The sequence below is a fragment of the Bradyrhizobium sp. 172 genome, assembly GCF_023101065.1.
Classification (GTDB): Bacteria; Pseudomonadota; Alphaproteobacteria; order Rhizobiales; family Xanthobacteraceae; genus Bradyrhizobium; species Bradyrhizobium canariense_D.
In genome coordinates, this window is sequence record NZ_CP064701.1 from 8,103,972 (window position 1) to 8,120,921 (window position 16,950).

Here is a 16,950-nt window from a genome sequence, read left to right on the forward strand (position 1 = left end):
CGCCCCCTCCTACATTTCCAGGCATGATGACACTCGCGATACATGACCAGCGCCTGGCCGGGCCGGGCTCCCAGAACGCCGCGATGCGCGACTATGATTCCGTGCGCCGGGCGATCGCCTTCATCTCCGAAAAATGGCGCACGCAGCCGACCATCGAGGCGATGGCGGATGCGGCCGGCGTCACCCCGGACGAGCTGCACCATCTGTTCCGCCGCTGGGCCTCGATCACGCCGAAGGCTTTTATGCAGGCGCTCACGCTCGATCACGCCAAGGGCTTGCTCAGGGATTCGGCGAGTATCCTCGACGCCGCGCTTGACTCCGGTTTGTCGGGTCCGGGCCGGCTGCACGATCTCTTCGTCACCCATGAGGCGATGTCGCCGGGCGAATGGAAGAACGGCGGCGCCGGCCTCACCTTGCGCTACGGCTTCCATCACTCACCGTTCGGCACCGCGATCGTGATCGCGACCGATCGCGGATTGTCGGGACTCGCTTTCGCCGATCCCGGTGAGGAACAGGTGGCGCTTGCCGATATGACGCGGCGATGGCGGAACGCAACTTACGTCGAGGATCACGAAGGTACCGCACCATTGGCGCAGCGCATCTTCGACACAAAACTCTGGCGGCCGGACCAGCCGCTGCGCGTGGTGATGATCGGTACCGATTTCGAGGTGCGGGTGTGGGAGACCTTGCTGAAGATCCCGATGGGCCGCGCGGTGTCCTATTCGGACATCGCCTGCAACATCAACAGCCCGAAAGCGTCACGCGCCGTCGGCGCCGCCGTCGGCAAGAACCCGGTGTCCTTCGTCGTGCCCTGCCACCGCGCGCTCGGCAAGAGCGGCACGCTCACCGGCTACCACTGGGGCATCACTCGCAAGCAGGCGATGCTGGGCTGGGAGGCCGGGCAGCTGGGGCTGCAGTAAGAGTTGCCACGCGTAAACTGCCCCACTTAGTCGTCCTGGCGAAAGCCAGGACGACACCGAGTGCTTGGCGGGACTCAGTCGCGCGCGAACGTCTTTATCCCGCCAGATCCAGCTTCGATGCCACCGTCGAATCCGCATTGAGCCGGTAGATGATCGGCACGCCGGTGGCGAGCTCGCGCTTCAAAATGCCTTCGGGCGAGAGCTTTTCCAGCACCATGATCAGCGCGCGCAGCGAATTGCCGTGAGCCGCGACCAATGTGCGCTTGCCGTTGAGCACGCCGGGCAGGATCTCCTGCACGTAATACGGCAGCGCGCGCGCCAGCGTGTCCTTCAGGCTTTCGCCACCGGGCGGCGGCACGTCGTAGGAGCGGCGCCAGATCAGCACCTGGTCCTCGCCCCATTTCTTGCGGGCGTCATCCTTGTTGAGACCGGAGAGATCGCCATAGTCGCGCTCGTTCAGCGCGAGGTTCTTCGTCGTCGACAGGCCCTTCTGGTCGAGCTCGCCGAGAATGAGATCGAGCGTGTGCTGTGCGCGCGTCAAGACCGAGGTGTATGCAACGTCGAACACGAGACCCTGCGCCTTCAGCTTGCGGCCGGCTTCCGAGGCTTCCTTGACGCCGAGCTCGGTGAGATCAGGATCCTTCCAGCCCGTGAAGAGGTTCTTCAGATTCCATTCGCTCTGGCCGTGCCGCACCAGCACGAGAAGACGTTCGCTCATCGACTGCTTTTCCGTTTCGTTCGTTGTTTAAGCATGATCTTGTCGGAAAACCGCTTCACACTTTTCCGGATCATGCTTCGTTCAGATGTCGGACAGGCCGAGTACGTCGGCCATGGAGTAGTGCCCCGGCTTCTTGCCATGCGCCCAGAGCGCGGCTTTCAGCGCGCCGTGGGCGAACAGCATGCGATCCTCCGCGTGATGCGACAGCGTCAGGCGCTCGAACGCGCCGAGGAAGCTCACGCTGTGATCGCCGGCCGCGGTGCCGCCGCGCAACGACGCAAAGCCGATGTCGCCGGGCTTGCGTGCGCCGGTGATGCCGTCGCGGCCGCGGTCTGCATGCTCGTCGAGCGCGATGCCGCGGCCGCTAGCTGCGGCCTGGCCCAGCATCAGTGCCGTGCCCGAGGGCGCGTCGATCTTCATGCGGTGATGGGTCTCGACGATCTCGATGTCGAAGCTCTCGTCGAGCGCCTTGGCGACTCGCTTGACCAGAGCGGCAAGCAGATTGACACCCAGGCTCATATTGCCGGACTGCACCACGACGGCGCGGTTGGTGACGCTCTTGATCACGGCGTTGTCGGAGCCCGACAGGCCGGTCGTTCCGACCACGTGCACGAGGCCGCGCTCGGCGGCGATCGCGACATTGGCGAGGGTCGCCGCGGGCACGGTGAAATCCAGAATGCCGTCGGCGTCCTTCGACATCGCCCAGAGATCGCCGGAGAGTTTGATGCCATTGGCCGGCAGACCTGCCAGCACGCCGGCATCCTTGCCGAGCAGCTCCGAGCCCGGCGCCTCCAGCGCGCCGGCCAGCACCGCGCCTTTGGTCTCGGCAATCGCCCGCGTCAGCGCCCGGCCCATCCGGCCGCCGGCTCCAGCAACGATCAAGCGCATATCGGACATGGTGCGATCCTCTCACGGCCGTTGTAGCGGGGGGATGCAGTTCCGGCAACCGAGGGGGATTAGGGGCAGGTCGCCTGCGGCCATCCTTCGAGACGCCCGCCTGTGGCGGCCCTCAGGATGAGGTCGCGTCTTGCGGCAAGATATCAGACCCTCATGGTGAGGAGCCCGCAAGGCGGGCGTTCCGGACGATGCTCTGCATCGCCGGGCGAACCATGCAGGCCGAGCATTTCGGCAAGAGTAATAAGAGGAGTTCGCGCCTCAGCCGTCTGACGGTTGCGGGCCGTCATAGCCCTCGATGACGATGAGGTCGGCGACGGAGTGCGGCTGGCGCACCTTGATGTTGGCCTGGTATTCCGGCGAGTTGTAGCAGGCGATCGCGGTCTCGTAGTCCGGGAATTCGATCACGACATTGCGGGTGCGGCTGGCGCCTTCGACGGTGGTGAACTTGCCGGCGCGGACGACGAAGCGGCCACCCCATTTCTTGAAGATCGGACCATTGGCGACGGCATAGGGCTTGTAGCCCTCGTCACTGCTCACGTCGACGCGTCCGATCCAGTAGCCTTTTGCCATTGTTCTTCTCCCTGTGTTGGTAGTTAGCCGAGCGCTTGCGCGATCTCGGCCTGGATGGCCTCGGCGATCGCCCTGGAGTCCGTGGCTTCCACCACCGGCCGCCCGACCACGAGATAATCCGCGCCGGCCGCAATCGCGCGGCCCGGCGTCATGATGCGTTTCTGGTCGCCGCTCGCGGCGCCCGCCGGCCGGATGCCGGGGGTGACGAGGCTCATCTGGTGGCCGACGATCTTGCGCAAGGCTCCGACTTCCTCGGGCGACGATACCAGCCCGTCGATGCCGAGCACCTGCGCCTGCTGCGCGCGCGCTTCGACGAGCTCGGAGACGCCGAGCCGGAAGCCTGCCGCGTGCAGATCGTCCTCGTTGTAGGACGTCAGAACAGTGACGGCGAGGATCTTCAGGTTCGAGCTGCCGCGACCTTCGACGGCACCCTTCATGGTCTGCGGATAAGCGTGCACGGTGAGGAAGGTCGCGCCGAGCCTTGTGATGCTGTCGACGCCCTGCGCCACGGTGTTGCCGATGTCGTGCAGCTTGAGATCGAGAAAGACCTTCTTGCCCTGGTCGGCGAGCTTGCCGACCAGCGGCAAGCCGCCGGCATAAGCGAGCCGATAGCCGATCTTGTAGAAGGTGACGCTGTCGCCGAGCCGGTTGACCATAGCTTCCGCGGCATCAACGCTGGGCAGATCGAGCGCGACGATCAGGCGGTCTTTCGGGGCAATCTCGGCTGGCGTCATGTCACCTCACATCATGCGTTGGGAAACGTCGATCAACTGCCGCACCAGTTCCTTCAACGCGGCGATATCGCCCTCGTGCTTCAGCCTGTCCATATCGTCATAGGCCTGGTCGGCAAAGGCGAGCGTCAGCTGGCTGGCAATCACATTGGCGTGGCAGGAGGTCAGGATCAGCCGCAACGCCTGCAGCGCGCGAGCCGCGCCAAGCCGGCTCTGCGAGGCGCCGGCGAGCGCGAAGACGCGGTTGCGGAACACCTCGCCGCGCGGCTCGTGCAGCTCATGCACGCGGCTGACCCAGTCGATCGCGTTCTTCAGCAGCGGCGGCACCGAGGCGTTGTATTCGGGCGAGACGATCAACACGCCATGATGCGCGCCGATCATGCGCTTGAGATTGATCGCGTGCTTCGGCACACCGGATTTGGCCTGCAGGTCGCCGTCATAAATCGGCAGCGGAAAATCGGCGAGCGAGATCCGGGTGACGTCGACACCGGCCTGATCGAATGCATAGGCAGCGACCGCTGCCAGCTTCGCATTTTGCGAGCCGGTGCGCAGGGAGCCGGGAATGATCAGAATTTTCGGTGCGGACATCCGCTTCCATGCGTTCGGCGAAACGAGACCGCCACGCAAACAGGAATGCCGGCGGAATTAGTCCTTGCGATACACCCAGACGCGGGCCGGCGGAAGGTTCATCCAGATCCGTTCGGAGGCCTCTGTGGACACGCCGGGCAGCGATTTCGGAATCGGCGGCACCACCGCATAGGTGAACTGGACGAAGGGCGCACCGGGCGCCAGGGCCGTGAAGGCGTCGCGGATGAGCCGCAGCCGCGTCAGCATCGGTTTTGTGACCAGCGGCAGGCCGGAGACGACCGCGGAGGCCGGCGCGCTCAGCACGTTCCACAGGGTGTCGCGCAGACGATAGGCATCGCCCTGCACCACCTTGGCCTGCGGATAGCGGTCGCGCAGCAGGGCGCAGAAGCCCGGATTGTATTCGACGAGGACGAGACGTTTCTGATCGACGCCGCGCTCGACCAGGGCCGAGGTGATGGCGCCGGTGCCGGGCCCAAGCTCGACCACCGGTGCGTCCGAATTGACGTCGACGTAATGGGCCATGGTCCGGGCCAGCAGCTTGCCCGACGGCATCACCGCACCCATGTGCAGGGGCTTTTCGATCCATGACCGGAGAAAACGCACCTCGTCATCGAGACGGGGCTTCTTCAACGCACGCGCGGACGATGGCAATGGCATGTCGGGACCGGCCGGGACCGCGGGACCGCGGCGTGTCAGAAAATGGTCATAAAGACGTATAGGCCGAAAGCGGCACGGTCAAGACGCGTCAACTCGCCCGATTACCGAAGAAATCCTTGACCTTGGTGAAGAAACCCTCGGATTCCGGCTGGGTGTTGCCGGAGGAGAGTTTGTCGAACTCGGCCAGCAATTCCTGCTGCTTTTTGGTGAGATTTTGCGGGGTCTCGACCACGACCTGAACGTACATGTCGCCCATCTGGCGCGAGCGCAGCACCGGCATGCCTTTTGATGCGATGCGGAATCGACGGCTGGACTGGGTCCCCGCAGGGACCTTCACCTTGGTCTTGCCCTTCTCGATGGTCGGCACCTCGAACTCGCCGCCAAGCGCCGCCGTCACCATCGAGATCGGCACGCGGCAATGCAGATCGGCGCCGTCGCGCTGGAAGAACTGGTGCTGGGCCAGCGACAGGAAGATGTAGAGGTCGCCGGGCGGGCCGCCGCGGACCCCGGCCTCGCCCTCGCCGGCAAGCCTGATCCTGGTGCCGTCCTCGACTCCAGGGGGAATGTTGACCGACAGCGTCCGCTCGCGGGTGACGCGCCCCTGACCCGAGCAGGACGGGCAGGCGTCCTCGATCATCTGGCCGCGGCCCTGGCAGCCCGGACAGGTTCGCTCCAGCGTGAAGAAGCCCTGCGACTGCCGTACGCGTCCGGCGCCGCCGCAGGTCGAGCAGGTCTTCGGCTTGGTACCGGCCTTGGCTCCGATGCCCGAGCAGGCTTCGCAAGTGACCGAGACCGGGATCTCGATCTGCGCGGTCTTGCCGCCAAAAGCTTCCTCGAGCGTGATTTCCATGTTGTAGCGCAGGTCGGCGCCGCGCTCGCGGCCGCCACGGCCCCCGCGCTGTCCGGCCATGCCGAACAAATCTTCGAAAATGTCGGAAAAGGAGGAGGCGAAGCCCGCGCCGAAACCGGCGCCGCCACCGCCGCCCTGCTCGAAGGCGGCATGGCCGTAACGGTCATAGGCGGCGCGCTTGTCCTTGTCTTTCAGGACCTCGTAGGCCTCGTTGATTTCCTTGAACTTGACTTCGCTGGTGTTGTCCCCGGGATTACGGTCGGGGTGAAACTTCATCGCCAGCTTGCGGAACGACGATTTCAGCGCGGAATCGTCGGCATCGCGTTCGACTTCGAGGGTTTCGTAGTAGCAGCGCTTGGTGGACGTGGACATGATGAGCTCGGTCTATCCGATCGCGATTCAAGTCGGAGCGAAGCAACGTCGCCATGCAGCGATATAAGCACCCTTCCGCCTCGCGGCAGAGGATTGCACGGCAGTGTTCAGAATAACGGCTGGGAATTGATCGATCGTAACGGCCCCGATTTTATCAGTGCCGATTTTATCAGTGCCTTGGCTTGTCGAGCCCGACACGATGGCCTCCCCCGCGAGGGAGGAGGCCGTTGGCGTGTGGAGGGTCCAAGCCGTCCGCATCATCACCCTCGCGGGGTTCAGGCGGACTTCTTGTTGGTCTTGTCGTCGTCGACTTCGGTGAATTCCGCGTCGACGACGTCGTCCTTGGCCGCATCCTTCTTGGCGTCGGCCTCGGCCTGCTGCTTGTACATGGCCTCGCCGAGCTTCATCGAAGCCTGGGCCAGCGTTTGGGTCTTGGCCTTGATCGCTTCGGCATCGTCGCCCTTCAGCGCTTCCTTGAGGTCGCTGACGGCATCCTCGATGGCGCGGCGCTCGGTCTCGGCGACCTTCGAACCGTGCTCGGCCAGTGCCTTCTCAGTCGAATGCACCAGTCCATCCGCGTCGTTTTTGGCAGTCACGGCCTCGCGGCGCTTCTTGTCCGCCTCGGCATTGGCCTCGGCGTCCTTGACCATCTTCTCGATGTCGGCTTCCGACAGACCGCCGGAGGCCTGGATGCGGATCTGCTGCTCCTTGGACGTGGCCTTGTCCTTGGCCGAGACGTTGACGATACCGTTGGCGTCGATGTCGAAGGTCACCTCGATCTGCGGCATGCCGCGCGGGGCCGGCGGAATGCCCATCAGGTCGAACTGGCCGAGCATCTTGTTGTCGGCCGCCATTTCACGCTCGCCCTGGAAGACGCGGATGGTGACCGCGTTCTGGCTGTCCTCGGCGGTCGAGAACACCTGGCTCTTCTTGGTCGGGATCGTGGTGTTGCGGTCGATGATGCGGGTGAACACGCCGCCCAGAGTCTCGATGCCCAGCGACAGCGGGGTCACGTCGAGCAGCAGCACGTCCTTGACGTCGCCCTGAAGCACGCCGGCCTGGATCGCGGCGCCGATCGCCACGACTTCGTCTGGGTTGACGCCCTTGTGCGGCTCCTTGCCGAACAGCTGCTTCACGACTTCCTGGACCTTCGGCATGCGCGACATGCCGCCGACCAGCACCACTTCGCCGATCTCGGCGGCGGTGAGGCCGGCATCCTTCAGCGCCTTGCGGCAGGGCTCGACGGTCTTCTGAACGAGGTCATCGACCAGCGCCTCGAACTTGGCGCGGGTGAGCTTCATCGTCAGATGCTTCGGGCCGGTCTGGTCCGCGGTGATGAAGGGCAGGTTGATCTCGGTCTGCGTCGTCGACGACAGCTCGATCTTGGCCTTTTCGGCGGCTTCCTTTAGGCGCTGCAACGCGAGCTTGTCGTTGCGCAGGTTGATGCCCTGCTCCTTCTGGAATTCGTCGGCGAGATAGCCGACCAGGCGCATGTCGAAGTCTTCGCCGCCGAGGAAGGTGTCGCCGTTGGTCGACTTCACCTCGAACACGCCGTCGCCGATTTCGAGAATCGAGATATCGAACGTGCCGCCGCCGAGATCGTACACGGCGATCGTGCCGGCCTTGGTCTTGTCGAGGCCGTAGGCGAGCGCGGCCGCGGTCGGCTCGTTGATGATGCGCAGCACTTCAAGGCCCGCGATCTTGCCGGCGTCCTTGGTCGCCTGGCGCTGGGCGTCGTTGAAGTAGGCGGGCACGGTGATGACGGCCTGGTCGACCTTCTGGCCGAGATGGGCTTCCGCGGTCTCCTTCATCTTCTGCAGGATGAACGCCGAGACCTGCGAGGGCGAGTAGGTCTGGCCGTCGGCCTCGACCCAGGCGTCGCCGTTGGAAGCCTTCACGATCTTGTACGGAACGAGCTTCTTGTCCTTCTCGACCATCGGGTCGTCGTAGCGGCGGCCGATCAGGCGCTTCACTGCGAAGAACGTGCGCTCGGGATTGGTGACGGCCTGGCGCTTGGCCGGCTGGCCGACGAGGCGCTCACCGTCGTCCGTCACGGCGACGATCGAAGGCGTCGTGCGCATGCCTTCGGAATTCTCGATGACTTTGGCGTTCTTGCCATCCATTACGGCGACGCACGAATTCGTGGTGCCGAGGTCGATCCCGATGACCTTTCCCATGGTCCTGTATCCTTGTTTTTGCGGCAGGCTGGCTGGGCCCAGAAGGCACCCGAACCGAAACCCCCTAAGATCAAACATTCGCGATATTGCGATGGTTGGGGGTCATATAGGAGGGGGGGAGGTGCCTGCAAGGACCGAACGCAAGTTTCGGCCGTGAAAACATTGGGTTTTGGAAGAACATATCCGGGCTGCACCGCCCTTGCGGGTGAGGAATTATTAACAGGTCCGCGATTGGCCGGCATCCGCTACCGCATCCCGCCCCGCCCTGTTGCGGCCAGACCAAAACCGTTAAAAGGCGGGCAGCCGGCCGGGCTCGTCCTCGGGCTGCCTCGCGCGACAAAGCGGCCGGCTGGCCACCATCGAACGGCCTCAATGTGAACCAATCAGAGTGCCCATGAAGCTGATCCGCCCCCTCGCCGCGCTCGCCCTCCTCGTCGCCTCTACGCTTCCGGCTCTGGCCGCCGACGCCGTTTTCCCACCCGGCTTGCGCCTCGGCATGGTGCCATTGGTCGGCCTCAGCACGGCCAAGACCTTTCCCGGCTTCGAGAGCGAGGACGGCAACGTCAAGGTGCTGATCACGGAGCTGCCGCCGGCCGCCTATGGCGAGGTCGTGAGCGCCTTCAACTCCAACCCGGCCGGCACCAACGGCGTCAAGCAGGACAAGATCGAGACGCCCGCGGGCGTGGCCTATTTCACCACGGAGAGCGGCAAGGCGGGCGAGACGCCAGTGCGGCGCTATTCGATGATCGTGCCGGGCGCCGGCTTCTCCGGCTACGTCGCGGTGCAGATTCCGGAGAATGCGATCAAGATCTACACCGACGAGGCGGTGCGGCAGATGTTCGCGAGCGTCGTCACCCGGAAGCAGGTCTCGGCCGAAGAGCAGATCGCACTGATGCCGTTCAAGATCACCGATCTCGCCGACTTCAAGGACGTCCGCACGCTGGCGCCGGGCTCGAGTATCATCCTGGCCGACGGCGACGAGAGCTCCGGCTATGAATCGAAGCCGTTTATCATCCTCGGCGTGATTGGCGCCACACCGCAAGCCGCCGACGACCGCGCCCGCTTCGCCCAAGAGGCGGCGCTCCAGATTCCCGGCGTGCGCGAGTCGCGCGTCACCATGTCCGAGCCGATCCGCATCAGCGGCCAGCAGGGTTTCGAGACCCGGATCGACGGCGTCAGCGGCAAGGACAAGACGCCGGTGACCGTGGTGCAGTGGATCCGCTTCAGCAGCGGCGGCGCCTCGCTGCGCATCATCGCCAGCGCCCCGCGCGAGCAATGGCCGGCCGCCTTCACCCGCTTCCGCGCGGTCCGCGACGGCATCCAGCCGAAGGGCTAGCAGCATCCGCAAGCGGGAGAGGTGCACCGAACCCGCGGCTCAAGCCCAACCACTCACCAAAGCCGGCTGCATTTTCGGGCTTCTGTTCGTATACGAACGGAACTAGGCTCCCCCTCCGTTGAGTTCATCCTGGAGGGAGGCGAATGATGCTGGATCGGCGACAAGTCTTGGCGGCGCTCGGGACGAGCGCGCTCGTGGCGCTCGCGCCAACCGCAATTCTGGCAGCGGCATCGATCAAGCCGGACGATGCATCCGCGCTGCTCGTGATCGACGTGCAGAATTGCTTCCTGCCCGGCGGCAGCCTCGCCGTGAAGGAAGGCGAGCAGGTGGTGCCCGTCATCAACAAGATCTCGAAAGCATTTTCGAACGTGGTGATGACGCAGGACTGGCACACGCAAGGCCATATTTCCTTCGCGTCAGTCCACGCCGGCAAGAAGCCGTTCGAGACCGTCGATCTTCCCTACGGCAAGCAGGTGCTGTGGCCCGACCATTGCGTGCAGGGCACCGACGGCGCCGCGCTGTCGAAAGACCTTGCGATCCCGCACGCCGAGCTCATCATCCGCAAGGGTTTTCACAAGGACGTCGACAGCTATTCGGCCTTCCTCGAAGCCGACGGCAAGACCTCGACCGGTCTCGCCGGCTATCTGAAGGCGCGCAAGATCAAGCGCGTCTTCGTCGCGGGGCTGGCGACGGATTTCTGCGTCGCCTGGACCGCGCTCGACGCGCGCAAGGCGGGCTTCGAGGTCTATGTGGTGGAAGACGCCTGCCGCGGCATCGACAATCAGGGTTCGCTGGCAAAAGCCTGGGCCGACATGGCAAAGGCCGGCGTGAAGCGGATTCAGTCCGCGGATATCGCGGCGAGCGCGTAGGCCCGGTCAAAAAACTGCAAGACCCTCAGCCTGAGGAGCGCGCTTCTTCGCGCGCGTCTCGAAGGATGAAGGCCGCGCTGCAGCAGCGCGGCCTGCATGGTTCGAGACGGCGCTGACGCGCCTCCTCGCCATCAGGATCGACTTAGTTGGCCGCGCCGTTCGGCTCGTTGCTGTTGGCAGCGGGCGCAACCTTGGCGCCGCCCTTGGCGACACCGACCAAGGCGGGACGCAGCACGCGCTCGCCGATGGTGTAGCCGGCCTGCATGACCTGCACGACCGTGCCTGCGGGCACCGACGCATCGGGCACCTCGAACATCGCCTGCTGGAAGTTCGGGTCGAACTTCTGGCCCGAGGGGTCGAACTTCTTCACGCCGTGTTTTTCCAGCGCGCTGAGCAGCGAGCGCTCAGTCAGCTCGACGCCCTCGATCAGCGAGGCGAGGCCTGCATCGGCCGCCGCACGGGCTTCGGCCGGAACGGCATCGAGCGCGCGCTGCAGGTTGTCGGCGATGTCGAGCACGTCGCGGGCAAAGCCGGTGATGCCGTAGAGGCGGGCATCCGCGACCTCCTTGGTGGTCCGCTTGCGCAAATTCTCCATTTCGGCCAGCGTCCGCAGCATGCGGTCGCGCGCCTCGGCGACTTCCTTCTGCAGAAGCTCGACGGAGCCGGGCTCGGGATCGTCGGGCATGATGTAGGGTTTTGACACCACGGGCTCGCCGGCCGCAGCACTCGTGTCTTCGGGTTGCCGGTCTCGATCGGTCATCGGCTCTCTTTTCGCATTCGTCTCAGGGGGTTTCTGGCCCGGATATCGTGCTTCGGGCGGCGAAAATCAAGCGCCCGTGATCGGCCCGGCCGCCGGTCAGCCCCCCAAGAGCCGGCTGACGATGCGGGCAGCGTAGTCCACGGTGGGGATCACGCGGGCATAATTCAGCCGCGTCGGCCCGATCACGCCCAAAACGCCGACGATATGGCCGGCGGCGTCCCGATAGGGCGAGATGATGGTGGACGAACCCGACAGCGAGAACAGCTTGTTCTCACTGCCGATGAAGATCCGCACGCCTTCCGCGGTTTCGGCCCGGCCGAGCAGGTCGATCACGCCGCGCTTGGTCTCGAGATCGTCGAACAGCAGGCGAACGCGCTCGAGATCCTCCAGCGCATGCAAATCCTCGAGCAGATTGGCGTGGCCGCGGACGATGAGCTGACGATCCTCGTTCTCGCCGCCGGACCAGCTGGCGATGCCGGCCGAGATCACCTTGTGCGTCAGCTGATCGAGCTCGGTGCGCGCCTCTCCGAGCGCGGTCTCGAGCTCCAGCCGCGCCTCGGCCAGGGTCCGGCCCCGAATGCGGGCATTGAGGAAGTTGCCGGCTTCGGTCAACGCCGAGGATGGAACTCCCGGCGGCAGCGTCAACACGCGATTTTCGACCTGCCCGTCCTCGCCGACCAGGATCACCAATGCCTTTTCCGGTTCCAAGCGGACGAATTCGATATGTTTCAGCCGCGCATTGGATTTCGGCGTCAGCACGACGGCGGCGGCGCGGGTCAGGCCGGAGAGCCGCGTCAATGCCTCCTCGAGCGCAGCCTCCACCGATTGCGCGTGGCCGACGGAGGTCAACTGGCTCTGGATCGCCTGCCGTTCACTGTCATTGAGGTCGCCGACCTGCATCAGGGCATCGACGAAGAACCGCAGGCCAAGTTCCGTCGGCAATCGGCCGGCGGAGGTGTGCGGGGCGTAGATTAGGCCAAGCTGTTCCAGATCGGCCATGACGTTGCGGACCGAGGCCGGCGAAAGCGGCATGGCAATCAGGCGCGAAATATTGCGCGAGCCCACCGGCTCCCCGGTCGCGAGATAGCTTTCGACGATTTGACGAAAGATGTCGCGGGAACGCTCGTTGAGCTGGGCGAGGCCCGCGCGCGGCGCGATCAGATGGATCGGATCGTGATGGGCCACAGACGGTAACTCCTCTAAGACACAGGTAATTTGTCTATCCCGGATGCTTCTGACAAGCGTGGCGTTGGCGGATTGGAAATCGGGGGTGAAGAAGGCCTCGATCTTCCCCCTTGCCGCCCACCCTCACCCCCCCTACAAGCACCGCCAACAGCACTTTTTTGAGAGTTTTGGAGGATTTCCCATGCGGCCAAGCCGCCGTGCGCCCGACGAATTGCGCCCCGTGACGCTGGAGCGCGGCGTGGTCAAATATGCGGAAGGCTCGTGCCTGGTGAAATTCGGCGACACCCACGTGCTGGTCACCGCCACGCTGGAAGACCGCCTGCCGCCATGGCTGAAGGGCCAGGGCCGCGGCTGGGTCACCGCCGAATACGGCATGCTGCCGCGCGCGACCTCGGAACGCACCCGCCGCGAGGCCTCCGCCGGAAAGCAGAGCGGCCGCACCGTCGAAATCCAGCGCCTGATCGGCCGCTCGCTTCGCACCATCATCAATCTCGAAGCGCTCGGTGAGCGCCAGATCACGGTCGATTGCGACGTGCTCCAGGCCGACGGCGGCACCCGCACCGCCTCGATCACCGGTGCCTGGGTCGCGCTCGCCGATTGCGTCAGCTGGATGAAGGCGCGCAACATGGTCAAGGCCAATGTGTTGCGCGACAACGTCGCCGCGATCTCCTGCGGCATCTACAAGGGCACGCCCGTGCTCGACCTCGACTATGCCGAGGACTCCGAAGCCGACACCGACGCCAATTTCGTCATGACCGGCGATGGCCGCATCATCGAGGTCCAGGGCACCGCGGAACGCGAGCCATTCACGGAAGCCGAGTTCCTGGCGTTGATGGCGCTGGCGCGCAAGGGCGTCGCGCGTCTCGTGGACTTGCAGAAACTGGCGGTAGCGTAGTCAATAGCCCGATGCACCGCCGAATCACCGGAAAGCTGGTTATCGCGACCCATAATCCCGGCAAGCTCGCCGAGATGAAGGAGCTACTCGCGCCTTACGGCATCGAAGCAGTGTCGGCCGGCGAGCTCGGCCTTCCCGAGCCGGAAGAAACCGGAAACGATTTCCGCAGCAATGCCGCGATCAAGGCGATCGCGGCGGCGCAGGCAACGAAGCTGCCGTCTTTCGCCGATGATTCCGGCATCGTGGTCGACGCGCTCGACGGCGCGCCCGGCATCTACTCGGCGCGCTGGGCCGGCCCGAACAAGGATTTTGCCGCAGCGATGGCGCAGATCGAGCGTCTGTTGCAGGAGCGCGGCGCGACCACGCCGGCCAAACGCAAGGCGCACTTCGTTTCCGCGCTCTGCGTTGCATGGCCCGACGATCATCTCGAAGAGGTCGAGGGGCGCGTCGACGGCACGCTGGTGTGGCCGCCGCGCGGCACCGCCGGCTTCGGCTACGACCCGATGTTTTTGCCCGACGGCCATAGCCGCACCTTCGGCGAGATGGAGAGCATCGAGAAGCACGGCCTGCCGCCGCTCGGTCTCGGCCTGTCGCATCGTGCCCGCGCCTTCGTGAAACTGGCGGAGATCTGCCTTGAGCCGCGCTAAGGAAGCCTTCGGCGTCTACGTGCACTGGCCGTTCTGCCTGTCGAAGTGCCCCTATTGCGACTTCAACAGCCACGTTCGCCACGCCCCGATCGACGAGCCGCGGTTTGCGTCAGCATTCGCGCGCGAAATCGCTGCGACCGCCGAGCGCGCGCCCGGACGCGAAGTCACCTCGATCTTTCTCGGCGGCGGTACGCCCTCGCTCATGCAGCCTGCAACCGTCGGCGCTGTGCTCGACGCCATCGGCAAGCACTGGACCGTGGCGAAAGACGTCGAAGTCACGCTGGAGGCAAACCCGACCAGCGTCGAGGCTACGCGCTTCGCCGGCTATCGCGCCGCCGGCGTCAACCGCGTCTCGCTCGGCGTGCAGGCGCTCGACGATGCCTCGCTGAAAGCGCTCGGCCGCATGCACAGCGCGCGCGAGGCCCTCGATGCCGTCGCTATCGCGCGCCGCTCGTTCGATCGCTATTCGTTCGACCTGATCTACGCCCGTCCCGACCAGACGCCGGCGATGTGGGCCGATGAATTGCGTCTCGCGATCGGCGAGGCGGCCGAGCATCTGTCGCTCTATCAATTGACGATCGAAGAAGGCACGCCGTTCTTCGGCCTACATCAAGCCGGCAAGCTGAAGACGCCGGATGAAGCGGTCGCACGCGCGCTCTACGACGTCACGCAGGAGACCTGCGACAGGCTCGGCCTGCCCGCCTACGAGATTTCAAATCACGCGCGGCGCGGCGCCGAGTGCCGGCACAATCTGGTCTACTGGCGCGGCGAAGAATATGCCGGCATCGGCCCCGGCGCCCATGGCCGCCTCGACATCGACGGTATCAGGCACGCGACCGCCACCGAGAAGCGCCCCGAAGCCTGGCTGATGCGGGTCGAGACCAACGGCCACGGCGTCGTCACCGACGATCTCCTCAACAGCGAAGAGCGCGCCGACGAATTCCTGCTTATGGGATTGCGCCTCGCCGAGGGCATCGACCCCGAGCGTTACAAAGCGCTCTCCGGCCGCTCACTCGATCCCAAGCGCATCACGCTGCTGAGCGAAGAAGGTGCAATCACGGTGGATGCAACGGGACGGCTGCGCGTGACGAGCAGCGGTTTTCCGGTGCTGGACGCGGTGGTCGCGGATCTCGCGGCGTAAAGTCTCTCCATCGTCGTCCTGGCGAAAGCCAGGACGACGTCGAGGAAACAGCTACGCCCCAAAGCTCTTCGGCGAGCCCGCGACCGCAACGCCGCCGCCGGTCGTGACCTTCATCACCGCCAAGCCCCGCTCATTGGTGCCGTCGGCGCGAAAGCGGAACAGGCCGTCGATGCCGGCAAAGCCAGAGGGATTGGTGAGCACGTCCGACGAAAAGCGCGTCGTGCCCTGCGTACGCGCCAGCGCGGCCACCAGGGCGACCGCATCATAGGCAAGCGTGGCGGTGCGCACGGGCTCGGCGCCATATTTGGTGCGATAGCGGCCGGAGAAGGCGCGGAAGCCGGCCGGGTCCGGCGCGGCGTAGAGGCCGCCTTGCAAGTTGGAGCTGGCATAGACGCGCGGACTGTCCCACAGGCCGGTGCCGAGCAGCTGGATATTGCGCAGATTCGCACCCGCCGCGCTCATCGCATCGGCGACCGAGACGACGGCGTCGCCATCATCGGCGATGAACAGCGCATCGGCGCTGCCGAGCTGCTGCGCCACGGTCCGGGCCGGCGTGGCGCGATCGGCGCCGTATTTCTCGAACGCGACGATGCGCCCTCCGCGGCGCGGCACCGCCGCCTTCACCGCGGCCTCGACCACATTGCCATAGGCATTGTCGGGCACGAGCACGGCGACGGAGCGCTTCCCGATGCTGGCGGAATATTCGACGATGCGGTTGACGTCGGACTCCGGCAGGAAGCTCAGCAGATAGACACCGCGGCCGGCGATGCTGGAATCGGTCGAGAACGCCATCACCGGGATGCCGCGCGTGCGCGCGATCTGCGCCACCGCAGGCACCGACTGCGCGAATAGCGGCCCCAGGATGATCTCGGCGCCCTCATCGACCGCCTGCTGCGCACTGGCCTGCGCGCCCTGCGGGCTACCATTGTCGTCCTTGATCAGGAGCTGGATGTTGGGATTCTGGAACTCGGCCAGCGCCATCTCGGCGGCGTTGCGCATCGACTGCGCGGCAAGGCCGGCATTGCCAGATGCCGACAGCGGCAGGATCACGGCAACCTTCACCCCGCCGGTGCCGGCGGTCGTCGCCTGTTGCGGCGGGCCGGCCGGCTGGGCCGGAGGCGGGGAGGAACTGCTGAACGGATTGGAGAACTGGCTCAGGCTCTGCTGCACGCCGGCGCAGGCCGACAGCAGCGGCGCGCCGAGCAACAGACCGAGCGCGCTTCGCCGCGTCGCCCCTGACATCAGGGGCCCCTGAACGGGAGACTCCTCCGAAAAGGAGGATCTGGGATCACGTGGGCCCGTCATGACAGTTTCTCTTCCGACCGACCGTCGCCAGCCGGTCACGACATTCTTTCCACGACACCGGCCATGGATTCAGGCATATTGTCGGCAAATAGTTAACTCAAACAAAAGGATAATGCCCGCTTAACGCGGCTTCCTTTCAAGTTCTGGCTAGCTGTCTGCCGTCCGTCACCCAGCATCAAGGCGGCGTTTCCGCCGCGAATATGGCGCTGACGCTTCATTCCCTGGGGAATGTGATGCCGAATGGATCACATTCCAGTCCTGCCTCGCCCCTTGCCTCGCCCAGGCACGATCTTTTTCCGGGGACCGGTTCCCAGCCCCGGGGATCATACCTA

Annotated in this window: 17 protein-coding genes; 6 read left to right on the top strand and 11 right to left on the bottom strand. The window is 65.1% G+C overall.

Annotated features, from left to right (window positions below):
* The first annotated feature begins 23 nt into the window (after nt 1-23).
* Complete coding sequence (locus IVB07_RS38300; RefSeq protein WP_018459598.1) at nt 24-920, top strand: bifunctional helix-turn-helix domain-containing protein/methylated-DNA--[protein]-cysteine S-methyltransferase; 897 nt, start codon at nt 24-26, stop codon at nt 918-920.
* Nucleotides 921-1,014: 94 nt separating this feature from the next.
* Here IVB07_RS38300 and IVB07_RS38305 read toward each other — a convergent pair whose 3' ends face one another.
* The 8 genes from IVB07_RS38305 to dnaK all read right to left on the bottom strand — a co-directional run bounded on the left by IVB07_RS38305 (nt 1,015) and on the right by dnaK (nt 8,480).
* Nucleotides 1,015-1,638: a 2,3-bisphosphoglycerate-dependent phosphoglycerate mutase gene (locus tag IVB07_RS38305; RefSeq protein ID WP_018459599.1), complete on the bottom strand. Its 624-nt coding sequence runs from the start codon at nt 1,636-1,638 to the stop codon at nt 1,015-1,017.
* Between the two features lie 81 nt (nt 1,639-1,719).
* A complete protein-coding gene (dapB, locus tag IVB07_RS38310) occupies nt 1,720-2,535 on the bottom strand; it encodes a 4-hydroxy-tetrahydrodipicolinate reductase (RefSeq protein ID WP_247364388.1) in 816 nt (271 codons plus the stop codon).
* 258 nt (nt 2,536-2,793) lie between these two features.
* A complete protein-coding gene (locus IVB07_RS38315) occupies nt 2,794-3,105 on the bottom strand; it encodes a DUF1330 domain-containing protein (protein ID WP_018459601.1) in 312 nt (103 codons plus the stop codon).
* Between the two features lie 23 nt (nt 3,106-3,128).
* Complete coding sequence (gene pyrF, locus IVB07_RS38320; RefSeq protein WP_018459602.1) at nt 3,129-3,839, bottom strand: orotidine-5'-phosphate decarboxylase; 711 nt, start codon at nt 3,837-3,839, stop codon at nt 3,129-3,131.
* A 6-nt stretch (nt 3,840-3,845) separates the two neighbouring features.
* The gene (locus tag IVB07_RS38325) at nt 3,846-4,424 is read right to left on the bottom strand and encodes an NAD(P)H-dependent oxidoreductase (protein WP_026233850.1); all 579 of its coding nucleotides are present in this window, start codon (nt 4,422-4,424) and stop codon (nt 3,846-3,848) included.
* A gap of 57 nt (nt 4,425-4,481) precedes the next feature.
* Nucleotides 4,482-5,081, bottom strand: a complete 600-nt coding sequence (locus IVB07_RS38330; protein WP_007598495.1) for an rRNA adenine N-6-methyltransferase family protein — start codon at nt 5,079-5,081, stop codon at nt 4,482-4,484.
* Nucleotides 5,082-5,169: 88 nt separating this feature from the next.
* A complete protein-coding gene (dnaJ, locus tag IVB07_RS38335; RefSeq protein ID WP_018459605.1) occupies nt 5,170-6,303 on the bottom strand; it encodes a molecular chaperone DnaJ in 1,134 nt (377 codons plus the stop codon).
* Nucleotides 6,304-6,578: 275 nt separating this feature from the next.
* Nucleotides 6,579-8,480: a molecular chaperone DnaK gene (dnaK, locus tag IVB07_RS38340; RefSeq protein ID WP_007598490.1), complete on the bottom strand. Its 1,902-nt coding sequence runs from the start codon at nt 8,478-8,480 to the stop codon at nt 6,579-6,581.
* Between the two features lie 394 nt (nt 8,481-8,874).
* Here dnaK and IVB07_RS38345 point away from each other — a divergent pair, with 394 nt between their 5' ends.
* Nucleotides 8,875-9,816: a hypothetical protein gene (locus tag IVB07_RS38345; protein ID WP_018459606.1), complete on the top strand. Its 942-nt coding sequence runs from the start codon at nt 8,875-8,877 to the stop codon at nt 9,814-9,816.
* Nucleotides 9,817-9,962: 146 nt separating this feature from the next.
* Nucleotides 9,963-10,685: a bifunctional nicotinamidase/pyrazinamidase gene (gene pncA / locus IVB07_RS38350; RefSeq protein WP_026233851.1), complete on the top strand. Its 723-nt coding sequence runs from the start codon at nt 9,963-9,965 to the stop codon at nt 10,683-10,685.
* Between the two features lie 142 nt (nt 10,686-10,827).
* Here pncA and grpE read toward each other — a convergent pair whose 3' ends face one another.
* Nucleotides 10,828-11,445: a nucleotide exchange factor GrpE gene (gene grpE / locus IVB07_RS38355; protein WP_018459608.1), complete on the bottom strand. Its 618-nt coding sequence runs from the start codon at nt 11,443-11,445 to the stop codon at nt 10,828-10,830.
* Between the two features lie 96 nt (nt 11,446-11,541).
* On the bottom strand, nt 11,542-12,630 hold the full coding sequence (gene hrcA, locus IVB07_RS38360; RefSeq protein WP_007598483.1) for a heat-inducible transcriptional repressor HrcA: 1,089 nt from the start codon (nt 12,628-12,630) through the stop codon (nt 11,542-11,544).
* A gap of 181 nt (nt 12,631-12,811) precedes the next feature.
* On the opposite strand from hrcA, the gene rph reads away from it, so the two are divergent.
* Genes rph through hemW form a run of 3 tightly spaced genes read left to right on the top strand, consistent with a single transcriptional unit; the run spans nt 12,812 to nt 15,313 of the window.
* Nucleotides 12,812-13,525: a ribonuclease PH gene (gene rph / locus IVB07_RS38365; protein WP_007598482.1), complete on the top strand. Its 714-nt coding sequence runs from the start codon at nt 12,812-12,814 to the stop codon at nt 13,523-13,525.
* A gap of 11 nt (nt 13,526-13,536) precedes the next feature.
* A complete protein-coding gene (gene rdgB / locus IVB07_RS38370; RefSeq protein ID WP_018459609.1) occupies nt 13,537-14,172 on the top strand; it encodes an RdgB/HAM1 family non-canonical purine NTP pyrophosphatase in 636 nt (211 codons plus the stop codon).
* Nucleotides 14,159-15,313 (top strand): radical SAM family heme chaperone HemW, encoded by a 1,155-nt coding sequence (gene hemW, locus IVB07_RS38375; protein ID WP_018459610.1) that lies wholly within the window; start codon nt 14,159-14,161, stop codon nt 15,311-15,313. The genes rdgB and hemW overlap by 14 nt, the downstream gene beginning before the upstream one ends.
* Before the next feature lie 51 nt (nt 15,314-15,364).
* On the opposite strand, the gene IVB07_RS38380 is transcribed toward hemW, so the two are convergent.
* The gene (locus IVB07_RS38380) at nt 15,365-16,555 is read right to left on the bottom strand and encodes a penicillin-binding protein activator (RefSeq protein WP_018459611.1); all 1,191 of its coding nucleotides are present in this window, start codon (nt 16,553-16,555) and stop codon (nt 15,365-15,367) included.
* Between the last annotated feature and the right edge of the window lie 395 nt (nt 16,556-16,950).

Bases quoted from the DNA above. Each gene is read 5' to 3' on its own strand.
- IVB07_RS38300 (WP_018459598.1), top strand. From the start codon at position 24: ATGATGACACTCGCGATACATGACCAGCGCCTGGCCGGGCCGGGCTCC.
- IVB07_RS38305 (WP_018459599.1), bottom strand. From the start codon at position 1,638: ATGAGCGAACGTCTTCTCGTGCTGGTGCGGCACGGCCAGAGCGAATGG.
- dapB (WP_247364388.1), bottom strand. From the start codon at position 2,535: ATGTCCGATATGCGCTTGATCGTTGCTGGAGCCGGCGGCCGGATGGGC.
- IVB07_RS38315 (WP_018459601.1), bottom strand. From the start codon at position 3,105: ATGGCAAAAGGCTACTGGATCGGACGCGTCGACGTGAGCAGTGACGAG.
- pyrF (WP_018459602.1), bottom strand. From the start codon at position 3,839: ATGACGCCAGCCGAGATTGCCCCGAAAGACCGCCTGATCGTCGCGCTC.
- IVB07_RS38325 (WP_026233850.1), bottom strand. From the start codon at position 4,424: ATGTCCGCACCGAAAATTCTGATCATTCCCGGCTCCCTGCGCACCGGC.
- IVB07_RS38330 (WP_007598495.1), bottom strand. From the start codon at position 5,081: ATGCCATTGCCATCGTCCGCGCGTGCGTTGAAGAAGCCCCGTCTCGAT.
- dnaJ (WP_018459605.1), bottom strand. From the start codon at position 6,303: ATGTCCACGTCCACCAAGCGCTGCTACTACGAAACCCTCGAAGTCGAA.
- dnaK (WP_007598490.1), bottom strand. From the start codon at position 8,480: ATGGGAAAGGTCATCGGGATCGACCTCGGCACCACGAATTCGTGCGTC.
- IVB07_RS38345 (WP_018459606.1), top strand. From the start codon at position 8,875: ATGAAGCTGATCCGCCCCCTCGCCGCGCTCGCCCTCCTCGTCGCCTCT.
- pncA (WP_026233851.1), top strand. From the start codon at position 9,963: ATGCTGGATCGGCGACAAGTCTTGGCGGCGCTCGGGACGAGCGCGCTC.
- grpE (WP_018459608.1), bottom strand. From the start codon at position 11,445: ATGACCGATCGAGACCGGCAACCCGAAGACACGAGTGCTGCGGCCGGC.
- rph (WP_007598482.1), top strand. From the start codon at position 12,812: ATGCGGCCAAGCCGCCGTGCGCCCGACGAATTGCGCCCCGTGACGCTG.
- rdgB (WP_018459609.1), top strand. From the start codon at position 13,537: ATGCACCGCCGAATCACCGGAAAGCTGGTTATCGCGACCCATAATCCC.
- IVB07_RS38380 (WP_018459611.1), bottom strand. From the start codon at position 16,555: ATGTCAGGGGCGACGCGGCGAAGCGCGCTCGGTCTGTTGCTCGGCGCG.